This window comes from Faecalibacillus faecis, assembly GCF_003024675.1.
Lineage (GTDB): Bacteria > Bacillota_I > Bacilli_A > Erysipelotrichales > Coprobacillaceae > Faecalibacillus > Faecalibacillus faecis.
The window spans coordinates 1-15122 of the sequence record NZ_PYLP01000029.1 but is presented as its reverse complement, the minus strand read 5'-3'; the positions used below and the strand labels follow the sequence as shown (position 1 = coordinate 15122).

The window sequence follows — 15122 nt, the reverse complement described above, 5'->3', positions numbered from 1 at the left end:
ACCGAAAACAAGGCATAGAATAGATGGGCGTAGGAATCCACCAGTAGCAAAAGGAAAAGCTGGATTTGTGACCACTAATCACTGAATCCAGCCCCTGTAGTATAGGGAATTCCTTTTCCATCGTTACAATAATGATAGGATAATATGAGATAAAAAACAACTGAAAAATTTAAAAAAATGATAAATTTTATTAGGTGCCTTTTGCGCTTTTTTTCATGTACAATTTTAATAAGATAAGCATAATAATAAAGGCACAAACTTAAGAAATAAAATCTTTCTTAAGTTCATGCCATTGGGTGAATTTTTCACCCTTTTATTTTATACTTTCCTTTACTTCTTTTATGCTCTTTAAAGTTTCATGACAATAATAATGCATATAATAAAGAAAACGTTATTTTACACTTTGATAAACAAATTGATTGGTTTTGCCACATTCTTCCAATCTGAAGGTAATGCTCTTTATTTTATCAATAAGAAGACAAAGATTTGTCCTTTTACTTTGTATGATTATTTTAGCAAATATATATTATTGCTCTTGGTTTATATAAAGCTTATAAAAAAATGGGTTTATAAGACCCATTTTTTTTAACAATATTTTCTAACGAAAGTTAATACAACTAAACTAAATACTAATAAACATACAACTTCAATAATATTTGTATTATCTCCTGTTTTAACAGCTTGAGTTGCCGTTTTTGTTTCGGTTTTGATTTCTTCTTTTTTTACAGTTGGTGTTACTGTTGCTTTATTTTCTAATTTAGCAATTTTTTCAGTTTCTAACACTTCTTTACATACAGTACATTCTTTATGTTTAGAACCATCACTTTCCAAAGTAGCTTCTTTATCAATGATCCAATCACTTGAAACATGATCTACTTTACTATCTAAATCAGCATAAGAAAGTGTTGTAGATGTTTTCCCACATCTTGAACATACATACCAATAAACATCATGTTCTGTACAATCTTTTGCTTTTGATTTTAAATAAGCTTCTTTTTTTACTTTAACTGTATAATCATGTCCTAAATGACCTGTATAAAATTCTGAATTACTTTTTGCTCCACAAGTACAGCTCTTATAATAAATTCCTGGTGTTACACAAGTTGCAGCTTGTTTTAGATATTTAGATGATTCAACTTCTTGATTATAAACATGATTATGTTGTTCAAAAACATAAACATCTTCAGAAAAATCAAGTGATCTAACTTCTATTTTATTTTCTTTTGTATTTTCTGCATCGAAAAGATTTTTTCCATTTTTTGTTGCAAGATAACATTCATAACCATCTTGTAATTGTGTTCTTACATCCTCGCCTCCATTGCTTCCGATGCTTCCTTCAAGTCTAGCACTTAAAATAATATATTTACATCCACTTCCACAAAAGATTGCATAGTATGTACCTCGCTTATATATACCATTTCCTTTTAATACCATTGTTGAATTACTTCCATGTTCTAGGCATAGCGATTCAGGTACATACCCTAATGTTGAAGTTTCACAATCACCATCAAGTGTTTTTCCATTAGCATCAAAAACATAATAGGCACCTCGTATATCAAGTTTTAATTGTCCTTTTAAGTTTTTATTTAATTTAATATTAATATGTCCATCAGCATCAAGGCTAACATCTGCTGCATCACCTAATCCATTTTTTAATTGTTCATAGGTTGTAACAGATAATTGACAAATATTTTTTGTTTCATCATTTGCATAAATGTTTGTTGGTAAAAAACTGATCATCATTAAAAACACCAACATAATTGATAATATTTTTCTCTTTTTCATACTTCTTCTTCCTTTCTTTTTTATTCTACTATTTATTAAATCTATTTTTGTGATTTGGCGCGAAATGTCATTTTTATGGTGTGAAATGTATATAAGTCATAAACATATTTTGATAAAATAGTATTAGGTGATGATTATGTTTATAGCAATATGTGATGATGATATTTTATATATGAATAAAGTGAAAGAAATGATTGAACAATGGGGAAAGGATAATAATGAAGATGTTTCAGTTTATCTTTTTAATCATGGGGATGCTTTGATTAATAGTTATCAAAAAAGTAAAATCGATGTTATTTTTTTAGATATCATGATGCCTCTATTAAACGGTATGGATGCAGCTCGTGAAATTAGAAAAACTGATCAAGTTGTTAAAATCATCTTTTTAACATCTTCTCCTGAATTTGCTTTAGAATCTTATGATGTAAAAGCTAGCGGTTATCTAATTAAGCCGACAAACTACGGACGTTTATGCTCTCTTTTAAATGACTGTAAGCTTTCTATTCATCATGAACCTAAGTTTATTGTTGTAAAAACTGAAGCAGGATTTCAAAAGGTTTATTATCATCAAATTGAATGTATTGAAGCTCAAAATAAGAAAGTTCTTTTTTATTTAGAAAATAATAGACGTATTGATGTTTTAGATACATTTGTTCATTGTAGTAAAGAACTTCTTTTAAATGATGGCTTTTATAAATGTCATCGTAGTTATTTAGTTTATATGCCTGCTGTAGATCATTTTAATTCTTTAGAGATTGAAACAAAATCTCATAAAAAGATTCCAATTGCACGATCTTATACTAAAGATTTTAAAGAAGCTTATTTTGAATATATGTTTAAGGAAGGAGGTTCTTCGTATGATTAATACGATTTTAGAGGCTATTCGTTATACTTTGACTTTATTGTTTGGTATTTTTGTTTCTACTTTGTTTCTTGATATTAAAATTAATAAGAAGAATATTCTTATTATCTTTGGTTTCTTTTACATAGATTTAGCTTTACAAGCCATCTTTTACTTTTCAAAGAATATTTCAAGTGTTATTTCTCTTTATCCTCTTATTACGCATTTACCATTATTTTTATTCTTTATTTTTATTTTTAAGAAAAGAATTTTTCCAACTTTAATTGCTATTGCAAGCGCTTATTTGTGTTGTCAAATTAGTAATTGGACAACCATCTTTGTTTCTTCTTTTATTAATGGAACTGCTGATATTATTTATTCTTTATCTTTATTTCTTTCTTTTGGTTTTATTGTGAAATTTGTTTATTTACCAATTTCACAACTATTAAAAAAACAGTCAAGTGAACTTATTTCTTTTGGGATTATTCCTATTTTCTACTATATATTTGATTATGTATCTACTGTATATACACAATTATTATATGTTGGAAATAGAATAACTGTTGAATTTACACCTTTTCTTCTATGTATTTGTTATTTTGTTTTCTGCACTGTTTATTTTAAACAGTATGAAGAAAAGCAACACATTGAAACAAATAATAAACTTATGTATATGAAACAAACACAAGTTGAAAAAGAAATGACTTTAATGGAAGAAAATGAAAAGAAAATTGTATTGATTCGTCATGATATGCGTCATTTCTTAAATAATATTTTAAATGATTTGGAAAACAATCAAAATGAACATGCTATTGATTATATTCATACTTTGTTTGATTCATTGGATCAAACCGTAAGAAAGCAATATTGTTTAAATAATACCATAAATATGATTATTGCTTCTTATGAAAATAGAATTCAAGAAGGAAATATTGATTTTCATTATCAATTATCTGTTCCTAAAAAATCAGCGATTAGTGATATTGATTTAACTTCTATTCTTTCAAACGCCTTAGAAAACGCTTTGAAAGCTGTTTTGTTATTAAAAGATTATCGTTTTATTCAACTTACTATAGAAGAAAAATGTGGTAAACTTTTGATTTCTGTTGAAAATAATTATTTAAATGAACCTATATTTGTAGATGGCATACCGATTTCTAAAGAAAAAAATCATGGTTTTGGTAGTCAAAGTATTGTTTATACAGTAGATAAATTAAATGGAAATTGCCAATTTTCTGTTAATAATCACCGTTTTATTTTAAGAATCGTTATATAAAAAACAAAGTTTTTATGACTTTGTTTTTTTATACTTTATATTTTTGTATATAAGAATCATAAAAGCTTGAGAAACTTGAAAATCTGTTACTTTCATCTTTTTTTATTTCTAAAAGATTACTTTGAGATTTTCTATCCTTTGTTGTTAAAGTATTTTCTACTTTTTCATCTATAATATTTATACAATTAAAAGTATCTCTAATAAGTCTTCTAAAATACATTTGATAAATTTATAATGAAAAATATTCTTCCTCTTGATAACTATTATATCTCATCATAGAAATTCGATTATAAGGCTTTTTTGTGGTATCGTAGTTTGTTGAACTATCATCTTCTACGTTCATTTGAAAATCTTCTATAAGTTCTTGTAATCCACTAAATCTAACAATACTTTCATTTAGCACTCTCACAACAGCTTTTATTGTTTTTAAACCTTTATTTATCAACAATCCCCAAAGGCTCAAAGCATCATATGATTTTTCTATAAAATCAAGACATTCATTTCATTGGATGAACCAGCCAATGACATCTTTAAAGTCCCATATTATTCTCTTTTAAAGAAACAAAAGAAAGGATGGTATTTTTATATTTTATTTATAAATAAAAATCATAGTTTTATGTATGAGAATATATTTCTTAGAAAAGAATCATGCTCTTTATAAAAATGGCATGGAAAGAATTAATAATGATGCTCTTGCAACACTTACGATCTTAGTAGCGAGTTCAAGACCTAAAGATAAGGAAATTATGATGGAATTGATTAAAACGATTATTAAATAAAAAGAACTATTCAACTGAATAGTTCTATTATCACTAGTCTAAGTCTTCTCCTTGAGAAGCGATTACTTTCTTATACCAATAGAATGAATCTTTTTTACTTCTTGCCATTGTTCCTGTTCCATCATCATGTTTATCAACATAAATGAAACCATAGCGTTTTCGCATTTCACCAGTTCCAGCAGAAACTAAATCAATACATCCCCAAGTTGTATAACCAATAAGATCTACACCATTTTCAATAGCTTTTGCCATTTCTTCGATATGGGCACGGTAATATTCAATACGATAATTATCATGAATACTTCCATCTTCTTCTACAGTATCATAAGCACCTAAACCATTTTCTACGACCATTAATGGTTTTTCATAACGATCATAAATCATTTCTAAATAATATTTTAACCCTTTAGGATCAAGTGCCCATCCCCAATCAGAATATTCTAAGTATGGATTACGTACACCAAATGACATATTACCACTTACTGTATCATCATTTTTATGAGTAGTAACAGCTTGTGACATGTAGTAAGAGAAAGTATACATATCAACTGTACCTTTTTTAAGTTCTTCTAAATCTTGTTCCGTAATGTCTAATTGAACATTATGTTCTTTCCATAAACGTTTTGTAAATGTTGGATATTTACCTTTACATTGAACATCTCCACAATAGAAGATTCCTTTTTCCCATTTAGAACGATTAAATAAGATATCTTCTGGATCAGATGTTAATGGATAATAAGTAATACCACAAATCATACATCCTATTTTATTTTCAGGATCAATTTGATGCCCAATTTGTACTGCTCTTGCACTTGCCACAAATTGGTAATGTAAATGTTGATAAGCTTCTTGATATGCTTCATCACTGGCATCATCTGGTAAGAAGTTAATTGTATTATTGATTTCATTGAATGTTAACCAGTATTTAACAAGCCCTTTGTATTCATTAAAGATTGTTGTTACATATTTTTCATAAAGAGCAATATATTTACGATCTAACCAATCTCCATATTTTTCTTCTAAAACAAGTGGTGTATCAAAATGCCAGATAGAAACAAGTGGTTCAATACCTGCATTTCTAAGTTCTGTAAATACATTTCGATAAAAATCTAAACCTGCTTGATTTGGTTTTTCTTCTTCTCCTGTTGGATAAATTCTTGACCAAGAAATTGATAATCTAAACATCTTGAATCCCATTTCTTTAAGTAAAGCAATGTCTTCTTTGTAATGATGATAAAAATCAATACCATCATGGTTTGGATAAAGTTCATCATCAAATACCGCAAAATGAGCTCCTTCTGGTAATTTAAATCCATGGTTAGGTAACTTTTGTTTATTCCCATCCTTATCAATAAAAGTAACCATACGTGGTGTATTAACGGTTCCACCAGTTGTTACATCTGTACGTGCCATTCCACGTCCGTCTACGTTCCAAGCACCTTCACATTGATTGGCAGCAACTGCGCCACCCCAATAAAAATCTTCACTAAATTTCATTGATCTTCCTCCTTAAATTATTTCTATTATAAAATATTTTTATGTCTTATGTATTAAATTTTCATTTTTTGATTAGCATTCAAAATAATAAATACAATAATTGAAGTTACCGTTGATAATAAAACAATAAATGATATATTTGCTTTAATTATAATCATCGCAGCAATAGAAGTTCCAAGTACTTGTCCTAATTGAATTCCAGAACTATTTAGAGAAATCATTAAACTAGATTTATTTTGCGTAACAATCGTAATCGCTGTATTAATTTGTAAGCCTATAAACCAGCCATTAACCATCCATAGACAAATCATAACTAATTGAATGACAAAAGAAGTATTCGTCATAAATATAATGAATGATAAACAAACTTGTAGGAAAGATCCTCCTACTAATGACTTATAAAACCCAAATCTATCGCAAAAAAAGCCTCCTATTAAATTTCCAATAAAACTACTTAATCCAATAATCATTAAAAAGACACTTGTATATCCTTCAAAATATGAAAATTGATGAATGATATATGGTGTTAAATATGTATAAATTGCCCCATACCCTATAAATGTCACAATAGATGAAATACGTACAAGTAACACCTTTCTTTCTTTTAAAAATTGTAATTCTAATTTTAAATTCACTTCTTTTTGATGCGTTCCTTTTGGCAAATAGGAAATAAAATAGGTAAGTGAAAGTAACATAATAAAAATCAAACCCAAAAAGACAAATTTCCACGAATAAAGTGCTACCAATTCACGTGTAAGTGGGACTCCAACCATTAAAGCAGCTGCTACTCCAGCAATTAATAACGATAAATTTTTCCCAACTTTCTCTTTTGGTGAAAGTGAAGCAAATCGTATTATGATGAAAGCTATTGGTAAAACTCAAAAAAACTATCCCTCTATTAAGTTTCATCTTTACAGTGGAAATGCTCAATATGTTGAAGAACAACTTGATCAAGGAATTTTTGATTTAGGAATTGTCACCGATCCTGTCGATTTATCAAAGTATGATTATCTTAAATTACCGACTCTTGATACGTGGGGTGTTCTCATGAAAAAAGACAGCGAACTAGCCAAACTTGATACAATCTCACCTAAAGATTTGTTAGATAAGCCGATGATTATTTCTAATCAAGAAATGGTAAAAAATGGTATTAGTGGTTGGCTTGGTGGTAATCAAAGAGCTTTAAATGTTGTAACAACTTATAATTTATTTTATAACGCTATGCTTATGTGTGAAGAAAATGTTGGTTATGTTTTAACTTTAAAAAATCTTCATAATGAATCAGATGAAAGTTCTATTTGTTTTAAACCATTACATCCACCTCTTACTTTAAGAAGTCATATTGTTTGGAAAAAGTATAAAGTTTTTCCTAAAGCTATTGAAATCTTTTTAGAAATACTCAATGAAGAAATTAAAAAAAAGCAGTAGTTGAAATGAAAATATTTCATTACTGCTTTTTTAGTTATTTATTGTTTCTTTAAGCCAACCTACAAATTCATCCATGCCTTCACCGCTTTTAGCGCTGACACAAATAATCTTTGCGTTTGGATTTAAGTTTTTGATATTTTCCTTAGCTTTTTCAATATCAAAATCAAAATAATCTAATGTATCCATTTTAGAAATCAAAACAAGATCACAAACACTAAACATTAAAGGATACTTTAATGGTTTATCGTCCCCTTCAGGAACCGATAAAATCATAAGATTTTTATGTGCTCCTGTATCAAATTCTGCTGGGCATACAAGATTTCCAATATTTTCTAGAAAAAGAAGATCAAAGTCATCGACCCCAAATTCATCAATTGCTTTTGTCGTCATTTCTGCATCAATATGACATAAACCCCCATTGTGAATTTGAATAGAAGGTACTCCTGTTTTATCCGCTACTTTTTGAGCATCAAGAGAAGTTTCAATATCAACATCCATAACACCTATTTTATATTGATCTTTGATTCTATTGATGACATCTGAAAGAAGGGTTGTTTTTCCAGAACCTGGCGAAGACATGACATTGAGCATCGTTACTTTTTTCTTTGATAATCTTTCACGAAGTTCATTCGCTGCAAGATTGTTGGTATTGAAGACATTTTCATGGACTTCTATAACTCTTACTTTTGCCATCTATTTTCCCTCCCATTCTTTCATTTTTTCTTTTAAATAATTGATCCAAGGTTCAAATCCTTCATCTTTTTTAGCGGAGATATAAAAGATTTGTGCTTTTGGATTTAAAGTATGAATTCTTTTTTCAACTAATTCTTTATCAAAATCAAAAACCGCTAAAGCATCTACTTTATTAATTAAAACAACATCTGATACCGTATAAACAAGTGGATATTTCGCAGGTTTATCATCTCCTTCAGGAACCGATAAAATCGTTATATTGATTCCTGCACCGGTATCAAATTCTGCCGGACATACAAGATTTCCAACATTTTCAATGAAAATAAGATCAACATCATCAATCCCCATTTCATTTAATCCTTGCTGTGTCATAGCTGCATCCATGTGACACATTCCACCTGTATGAAGTTGAATTGCTTTAGCGCCCCCTTCTTCAATGGTTTGAGCATCAACACTGGCATCAATATCACATTCCATAACACCGACACGACAAGTATCTTTTAATCTTTCAATGGTTCGAAGAAGTGTTGTAGTTTTTCCTGAGCCTGGTGAGGACATCACATTAATCATTAATTTTCCTTGTTTTTTTAATTCATCACGTATTTTATCTGCAGTGACTTCATTCTCTTTAAAGATATTTTGTTTAAGTTCCACGATCTTCATAAATACCAATCTCCTTAATGTTAAATTCATTTCCTTTGAGTAAATAAGTATGTTCACTATGGCAATAAGGACATGTTTTCCCATAATCAATGGTTCTATATTGTCCTTTACAATCTTCACAATAAGTAATAGCTTTTAATGTTTCAATATAGATTTTTGCATGTTCTGTCACTGCTTCTTTTTTTCTTGCCCAATTCCAACAATCTACTAATTGATCGTGAATGACACCAGAAACTTCTCCAATCTCTAGTGTCACATAATCTATTTTTTTTACATTGTTTTCTTCAGCAACTTTTTTTACATCTCTTACAACATAAAAGGTTACTCCTAATTCATGCATCTTAATGTTCTACCTTTTTCTTTAAAATAATATTTTTTACACGTTTTAATTGATAAGGAATAATTGCTTTAAATTTATCTTCAGCTACTGTCATTGTTGAACATTCAGGATGATCACGATGTAATTTAATAGCATCAAAATCACATTTTGTTGTACAAATACCACAACCAATACATTTATTAGCATCAACAATCGTTGCACCACAGCCTAAACATCTTGATGTTTCTTTTTTAATTTGTTCCTCAGTAAGTGTTAAGACATAATTTTTAAATTTATCTGTAACCTTATCGTTAACACCTTCTACTTGTTTAGGCCCTCGATCATAGCTTTCTACTAAAATATCAGCTGTATCAAGTGGTTTAAACTCCCAACGATTACGTCCTGTTTCCATATGTCCATGATGAACGTAACGATGTAAAGATTCAGCAGCAATCTTACCTTGAGCAATTGCGTCAATAGCGAATTTAGGTCCTGTATAAACATCTCCACCTGCAAAAATATCTTCAACACTTGATTGGAAAGTGACTTTATTTAATTCAATAGCTGGTCCATTAAATTTCACATCTTCCCCTTTTAATAAATCTCCCCAAACACTACGTTGACCAATGGCAAAGATCACACGATCACAAGCAACTGTAACTGTGGTATTTTCATCATATACTGGCGCAAATTTACCTTCATCATTAAATACGGAAACACATTTTTTGAAAACAATCGCACTTACTTTACCATTTGTTTCAATAATTTCTTGAGGTCCCCATCCACAATGAATTGTTACTCCATCTTCTTTAGCTTCTCTTATTTCTTCATTAGAAGCTGGCATATCTACTTCTTGTTCTAAACAGAATTGTTGTACTTGACTTGCTTTGTTTCTTGATGATACACGAGAAGCATCGATGGCCACATTTCCACCACCAACGACAACAACTTTACCATCAAATGGTGTGTTTCCACAGTTAGATTCATGTAAATAATCAATCGCCGTCATAATTCCATTTGCATCAATGTTTTTAATATCAGGTAAGCTACCTGCACTACATCCAATGGCAATATAGAAAGCTTTGTATCCTTGATCTCTTAATTGTTGAATTGTAATATCTTTTCCTACTTCAATTCCTGTTTTGATTTCTACACCCATTTCTTTTGCAACATCAATTTCAGCATCTAACAAATCTTTTTCTAATTTATAAGATGGAATACCGTAACGTAACATTCCTCCAGGATGTTCATTTTTTTCAAAAACTGTAGGACGATATCCTGTTTGTGCAAGATAGAAAGCCGCTGTTAAACCAGCAGGTCCACCACCAATAATCGCAATCTTTTCATCAAAATGATCCATATGAATACTTGCTGGAATAACAACCGGTGGTATATATCTTGTATCCGCATTTAAATCTTGTTCAGCAATAAATCTTTTAATTCCATCAATTGATAGGGCTTCATCAATTTTACCACGTGTACAAGCATCTTCACATCTTCTATTACATATTGCGCCACATACTGCTGGAAATGGATTTTGTTTTTTAATTAAAGCTAAAGCATCTTGATACCTTCCTTGAGAGGCCATTTTAATATATCCTTGAACCGCAATATGGGCTGGACAAGCACTTTTACAAGGGGCCGTTCCTGTTTCATGGGTATTGATTCTATTATTATCACGATAATTAAAATCGTATTTTTCTGGTCCCCATTTAACTGCATCTGGTAATTCTTGTTTTGGATATTGGACCTCTGTACCATCTTTTTTACATAATTTTTGTCCTAAACGTACAGCTCCTGCTGGACAGTATTCCACACATCTTCCACAAGCCACACATTTATCTTTTTCTACATGGGCTACATAAGCAGAACGAGACATATTTGGAGTATTAAATAATTGTGATGTTCTTAAGGCATTACAAATTTCCACATTACAGTTACAAATACCAAAAATTTTATTTTCTCCATCAATATTTGTAATTTGATGAACAAAACCATTATCCTCTGCTCGTTTTAAAATAGCTAGGGCTTCTTCTTTAGTAATATCATGTCCTTTACCTGTTTCTCTACAATAATCCGCAAAGTCACCAACACCAATACACCAACCAAAATCATCATCAGCACATCCATCATCAATAGCTTTTCTTGAAGCACGGCAAGAACATCTTCCTACACCAATTTTCCCTTCATATTTTTCTAACCAATAAGAAAGTTTTTCAATATCAATAGCTTCATTTTCCATAGAAATTGCTTTTTCTACTGGAATAACATGCATTCCAACTCCTGCTCCTCCAGGCGGAACCATTTGTGTAATTCCAGCAAGAGGAATATACGTCATACGTTCAAAAAAAGCTGCAACATCAGGATGATCTTCTAAACGAGGATTTGAACGATCTGGTAATTCTTCCATATTAAATAATTCAGCACTTCCCGGTACAAACATTGGAAGAATATATCTTCTTTCACTTTGTGGTGCTGTACGCCCATGATGATCATAATGATAACCATAATCATATTCTAATAAACCTAAATAACTCATTTCATCTAAAATTTTTTGAAAGTGATCTTCTTGATCTTTTGAAACCTTACATAAGTCACATAATTCTTTAAATGTATAAGGAGTGCGTTTTTTCATTGCTAAAGCGATATCAGCCATTTCATCACTAACAATTTCAGCAAGTCCCCAATATTCAGGATCTTCAACTTTAACACCACCGAAAATATGTCCGGCAACGTCTGTAATCTTTCTACCTAATTTAACGATTTTCTCTCTTGGTGGATTGTCATGCTTATGATTTGCATTCCATTCCTCATATTTTTTCATACTCATTTGTATTTCCTTCTCCTTTTAATAACTTTTTAACCAAAAATACATTATAGATTAATTATACATTAATAATTTTATGAATGTATTTTTTAAGAAACATTTGTTGAAAAAAAAGTGATTTTTTCACATAAATTTAAACATTTTGTTTCTTTTACCTAAAAATAAAAGGAGACTTTTAATTTCCTATCTATTATCTTTCTTTGCTTTTCTATCAGCGATAATATCCGAAATATCAAATGGTACTTCATCATCTTCTTGCTCATAGATATTTAAAAACGGAACATCTTCTACAGTTCTAATTGGAAATTCTGATTTAGCTGTAACATCTTTTAAATCACATTCAACAACTCCAATATACATTAATGGAATAACTTTTCTTTCACTCAATGGTTTGATTTCTCGATTGTTACATGTATAAAGTAAATTATAGCCCTTTTCCCATGTTTCAGGGTCATCTTTATAATCTAATATCTTATCTTACCTTTTGTGATGACACAACGATAATCATGACCATGCCCTTTATATTTCTTATCAGGAAAATCATTAAAGATACTAAATTCCACACACACTCTTGAATCTTTTTTTAATAATTCAACTTTCTTTCCTATTTTCATAAAATGCGTATACACATTCAAGTGTATATCCGTCATTTCAAAGCCAAAACTCATTGGTACAACATAAGGAAACCATCTTCACCATTCATCCTTACATTGACAATCGTCATTTCTTGAAGCATCGCTTCTATTAATTTATAATCGACTACTTCTCTTTCAAATCGTCTCATTTCATTCACCTCAAATGCACTATACTTTATTTTATTTTTATTTCAAATACCTTTCACTTTATGAAAAATATCTTATAATATTTTGAAGTAGCTTATGAATACTTAAAGAATACAAATGAAACCTTATTATCAAAATAATCCATTTGATTTAACAGATGAATCATATACATTGTTTATTCACAAATAAAAATGAAGAAGATATTTAACATCTTCTTCAAACAATGAATCTTTCTAATTATACAATCTTAATTCAATTAGATATGGAAAATTATTCTTTTGAATATTTACATACATCATCAAATAAAGAATATGAATTCTTTTATTATAATGACTTTGATGATTATGAAGATGAAATTGAATCTAGTAGTTCTACTTGGGTTGATAGGGTGTTATCAACCCAATAGGTTTTTACTTAAATTGATAAATATTTTCATCTAAATATTCACTGCTTTTTTGAACTTCTTCATTAATATAGTCTAGCCCATATTTTTCTATAACAGGAGGAAGTTTAGAAAATAAATTTGTTCCTAAACCTAATTTATTACCATAGATTTTAAATCCCATAGCCGCAAGAGTCGTAGGATACATATCCATATGTGTAAATTGTCTATTTTTGATTTGTGTTGTCTCTATTTTAGAATTAATAAAACAATTATAGGTTGTTCTTTGGTAAGTAGAAGGTATATCTTTTATATACGACTGTGCCATTGTAGGATGATCTCCGACTAATACAATTGTTGTATTAGTGTACCATTCTTGTTCTTGGCACCATTTAATAAAATTAGAAACTTGCTTAGATTGACAAGCATAGATATTTTCATATTGATTTTTATATGTATTAGGACAGTTCGAGCAAGTAAAGCCATCTGGTGTATGACAATCAATTGTCGCTAAAGTAAAATTAAATTTGTTTTGAGTTGATCCTAATTTTGTAAGTTCTTCTTTCGCAAATTCAAATAATTGATAATCATTAAAACCCCATTTATTTATGTTTTTACCTTGATAAGAATACATTTCCTTTAAAGTATCATAATCATAAATCCTATCATATCCATGTTGTAGAAATAATTTATCTGTTCCAGCAAATTCTTTTTGAGAACCTATCATTAATTCTTGTATATAACCTTGTTCATGTAAAAAATCACTTAATGTCTTAGCACCTGGCATAAATGCATCCTGTTGATCCATATCATTTGCGACATCAACTTTTAATGGCAAACCTGTTAATTGTGCTGTCATTGAAGCAATTGTCCAGGTTGTTCCTGTAAAAGGAAGCGCACCACCTAATTTATCTGTATTAGAAAAGCTTATATTTTCTTTAGCAAGTTGAGTAAGTTCTGGTAAACAGTTAACATCTTTGATACCACCATTTTCAGTGTCCATAAAACTATTTTCTATCGATTCTAAATAAATATAGATAAGATTATTTGAGCTTTCAGAAGTAATCTGAATATCCTGTGGATTTTGGTAAATGATAGAACTGTCGCCAATGTATTCAGATAATTTTTTTGTTTTTGCTTTCTTTTTATTATATATAGTTGTTTTTTGATTTTTATAATCTAAATAATTAATAATATCATAACGTGAATTCGTATAGAAAACATTTAATAACAAAGTAGAAACCACAAAAATTGAACAARAAGAAATAACAATAATAAAAAGTGTTGGAATCAGTGCCTTTAAGATAAAAGAATAAATTAAAGATGTATCTGTACCACTTGTTGGTGAAAGAAGTGTAAAAAGTATTTCTTGAATTTTAACATTTCCAAAATTATTGTAGATCCACCTATTTATAAACAATAAAAAAATGTTTAGAAACAAGAAGAACATCATAATGAATACTAAAAACTTATTTTTTCTTGTCATATATTCCCTCCATATAGAAAATATAATATCAGACAAATATAAACAGAGTGTTAATAAAAAATATAAAAAAAAAAGAACTGGCAACGAGCTATTTTCGCACCGAAGTACTATCTTCGCCGTGATGATGCTTAACTTCTGTGTTCGGAATGGGAACAGGTGTGTCCATCATGCTATCATTACCAGATCTTCTCTTCAAGTATCCTTCAGGACACTCAAAACCAGATAGTAGTCTCTTTCTTTCAAGCTCGCTTGCCTTTTCGGTCAAGCCCTCGACCTATTAGTATCAGTCCGCTTAACATGTCACCATGCTTACACTCCTGACCTATCTACCTTATCGTCTTTAAGGGGTCTTACTTGCTTGCGC

Annotated in this window: 16 protein-coding genes and 2 rRNA genes; 5 read left to right on the top strand and 13 right to left on the bottom strand. The window is 29.7% G+C overall.

Going from position 1 to position 15122, the window contains the following annotated elements; genetic code table 11:
* Positions 1–585 precede the first annotated feature (585 nt).
* Positions 586–1785, bottom strand: coding sequence for a hypothetical protein (locus C7U55_RS12725; RefSeq protein ID WP_106988869.1), 1200 nt, complete (start codon positions 1783–1785; stop codon positions 586–588).
* A 136-nt stretch (positions 1786–1921) separates the two neighbouring features.
* Between C7U55_RS12725 and C7U55_RS12720 the strand changes: the two genes are divergently transcribed.
* Both C7U55_RS12720 and C7U55_RS12715 read left to right on the top strand, forming a co-directional pair.
* The gene (locus C7U55_RS12720) at positions 1922–2650 is read left to right on the top strand and encodes a LytR/AlgR family response regulator transcription factor (RefSeq protein WP_204638435.1); all 729 of its coding nucleotides are present in this window, start codon (positions 1922–1924) and stop codon (positions 2648–2650) included.
* Complete coding sequence (locus C7U55_RS12715) at positions 2643–3902, top strand: ATP-binding protein (RefSeq protein WP_106988867.1); 1260 nt, start codon at positions 2643–2645, stop codon at positions 3900–3902. The genes C7U55_RS12720 and C7U55_RS12715 overlap by 8 nt, the downstream gene beginning before the upstream one ends.
* A 229-nt stretch (positions 3903–4131) precedes the next feature.
* Here C7U55_RS12715 and C7U55_RS12705 read toward each other — a convergent pair whose 3' ends face one another.
* A complete protein-coding gene (locus C7U55_RS12705) occupies positions 4132–4347 on the bottom strand; it encodes a hypothetical protein (RefSeq protein WP_106988865.1) in 216 nt (71 codons plus the stop codon).
* Positions 4348–4522: 175 nt separating this feature from the next.
* On the opposite strand from C7U55_RS12705, the gene C7U55_RS12700 reads away from it, so the two are divergent.
* Complete coding sequence (locus C7U55_RS12700) at positions 4523–4681, top strand: hypothetical protein (protein WP_239985204.1); 159 nt, start codon at positions 4523–4525, stop codon at positions 4679–4681.
* Positions 4682–4714: 33 nt separating this feature from the next.
* On the opposite strand, the gene C7U55_RS12695 is transcribed toward C7U55_RS12700, so the two are convergent.
* Together C7U55_RS12695 and C7U55_RS12690 are read right to left on the bottom strand one after the other, a co-directional pair.
* Positions 4715–6178: a family 1 glycosylhydrolase gene (locus C7U55_RS12695; RefSeq protein WP_106988864.1), complete on the bottom strand. Its 1464-nt coding sequence runs from the start codon at positions 6176–6178 to the stop codon at positions 4715–4717.
* Between the two features lie 53 nt (positions 6179–6231).
* Positions 6232–7032: an MFS transporter gene (locus tag C7U55_RS12690; RefSeq protein ID WP_227213564.1), complete on the bottom strand. Its 801-nt coding sequence runs from the start codon at positions 7030–7032 to the stop codon at positions 6232–6234.
* On the opposite strand from C7U55_RS12690, the gene C7U55_RS12685 reads away from it, so the two are divergent.
* Entirely contained in the window at positions 6950–7606 is a 657-nt protein-coding gene (locus C7U55_RS12685) for a LysR family transcriptional regulator substrate-binding protein (RefSeq protein WP_318025908.1), read from the top strand. The genes C7U55_RS12690 and C7U55_RS12685 overlap by 83 nt on opposite strands.
* 30 nt (positions 7607–7636) lie before the next feature.
* On the opposite strand, the gene hypB (C7U55_RS12680) is transcribed toward C7U55_RS12685, so the two are convergent.
* The 6 genes from hypB (C7U55_RS12680) to C7U55_RS14050 form a co-directional block, all read right to left on the bottom strand.
* The gene (gene hypB, locus C7U55_RS12680; protein WP_106988861.1) at positions 7637–8299 is read right to left on the bottom strand and encodes a hydrogenase nickel incorporation protein HypB; all 663 of its coding nucleotides are present in this window, start codon (positions 8297–8299) and stop codon (positions 7637–7639) included.
* The gene (hypB, locus tag C7U55_RS12675; RefSeq protein WP_204638434.1) at positions 8300–8962 is read right to left on the bottom strand and encodes a hydrogenase nickel incorporation protein HypB; all 663 of its coding nucleotides are present in this window, start codon (positions 8960–8962) and stop codon (positions 8300–8302) included. It lies immediately after the preceding gene.
* Positions 8943–9302, bottom strand: coding sequence for a hydrogenase maturation nickel metallochaperone HypA (locus C7U55_RS12670; RefSeq protein ID WP_106988859.1), 360 nt, complete (start codon positions 9300–9302; stop codon positions 8943–8945). Before C7U55_RS12670 ends, hypB (C7U55_RS12675) begins: the two co-directional genes overlap by 20 nt.
* A 1-nt stretch (position 9303) precedes the next feature.
* Entirely contained in the window at positions 9304–12111 is a 2808-nt protein-coding gene (locus tag C7U55_RS12665; RefSeq protein ID WP_204638433.1) for an FAD-dependent oxidoreductase, read from the bottom strand.
* Between the two features lie 180 nt (positions 12112–12291).
* Positions 12292–12495, bottom strand: coding sequence for a hypothetical protein (locus C7U55_RS14055; RefSeq protein WP_239985203.1), 204 nt, complete (start codon positions 12493–12495; stop codon positions 12292–12294).
* A gap of 77 nt (positions 12496–12572) precedes the next feature.
* Positions 12573–12722 carry a hypothetical protein gene (locus tag C7U55_RS14050; protein WP_227213547.1) on the bottom strand — a complete coding sequence of 50 codons (150 nt, stop codon included), beginning with the start codon at positions 12720–12722 and terminating at the stop codon, positions 12573–12575.
* A 430-nt stretch (positions 12723–13152) separates the two neighbouring features.
* Here C7U55_RS14050 and C7U55_RS12655 point away from each other — a divergent pair, with 430 nt between their 5' ends.
* Complete coding sequence (locus tag C7U55_RS12655) at positions 13153–13296, top strand: hypothetical protein (RefSeq protein ID WP_162297457.1); 144 nt, start codon at positions 13153–13155, stop codon at positions 13294–13296.
* Positions 13297–13300: 4 nt separating this feature from the next.
* Here the strand turns inward: C7U55_RS12655 and C7U55_RS12650 are convergent, their stop codons facing one another.
* The 3 genes from C7U55_RS12650 to C7U55_RS12640 form a co-directional block, all read right to left on the bottom strand.
* Positions 13301–14758: an LTA synthase family protein gene (locus tag C7U55_RS12650; RefSeq protein WP_106988857.1), complete on the bottom strand. Its 1458-nt coding sequence runs from the start codon at positions 14756–14758 to the stop codon at positions 13301–13303.
* Between the two features lie 75 nt (positions 14759–14833).
* Positions 14834–14942, bottom strand: a 5S ribosomal RNA gene (rrf, locus tag C7U55_RS12645).
* A 73-nt stretch (positions 14943–15015) separates the two neighbouring features.
* Positions 15016–15122, bottom strand: a 23S ribosomal RNA gene (locus C7U55_RS12640); the annotation flags it as partial.

What these genes read in the sequence shown, in the direction of transcription:
- C7U55_RS12725 (WP_106988869.1), bottom strand. Translation starts at nt 1,785, where the DNA reads ATGAAAAAGAGAAAAATATTATCAATTATGTTGGTGTTTTTAATGATG.
- C7U55_RS12720 (WP_204638435.1), top strand. Translation starts at nt 1,922, where the DNA reads ATGTTTATAGCAATATGTGATGATGATATTTTATATATGAATAAAGTG.
- C7U55_RS12715 (WP_106988867.1), top strand. Translation starts at nt 2,643, where the DNA reads ATGATTAATACGATTTTAGAGGCTATTCGTTATACTTTGACTTTATTG.
- C7U55_RS12700 (WP_239985204.1), top strand. Translation starts at nt 4,523, where the DNA reads ATGAGAATATATTTCTTAGAAAAGAATCATGCTCTTTATAAAAATGGC.
- C7U55_RS12695 (WP_106988864.1), bottom strand. Translation starts at nt 6,178, where the DNA reads ATGAAATTTAGTGAAGATTTTTATTGGGGTGGCGCAGTTGCTGCCAAT.
- hypB (WP_106988861.1), bottom strand. Translation starts at nt 8,299, where the DNA reads ATGGCAAAAGTAAGAGTTATAGAAGTCCATGAAAATGTCTTCAATACC.
- hypB (WP_204638434.1), bottom strand. Translation starts at nt 8,962, where the DNA reads ATGAAGATCGTGGAACTTAAACAAAATATCTTTAAAGAGAATGAAGTC.
- C7U55_RS12670 (WP_106988859.1), bottom strand. Translation starts at nt 9,302, where the DNA reads ATGCATGAATTAGGAGTAACCTTTTATGTTGTAAGAGATGTAAAAAAA.
- C7U55_RS12665 (WP_204638433.1), bottom strand. Translation starts at nt 12,111, where the DNA reads ATGAGTATGAAAAAATATGAGGAATGGAATGCAAATCATAAGCATGAC.
- C7U55_RS14050 (WP_227213547.1), bottom strand. Translation starts at nt 12,722, where the DNA reads ATGAAAATAGGAAAGAAAGTTGAATTATTAAAAAAAGATTCAAGAGTG.
- C7U55_RS12655 (WP_162297457.1), top strand. Translation starts at nt 13,153, where the DNA reads ATGGAAAATTATTCTTTTGAATATTTACATACATCATCAAATAAAGAA.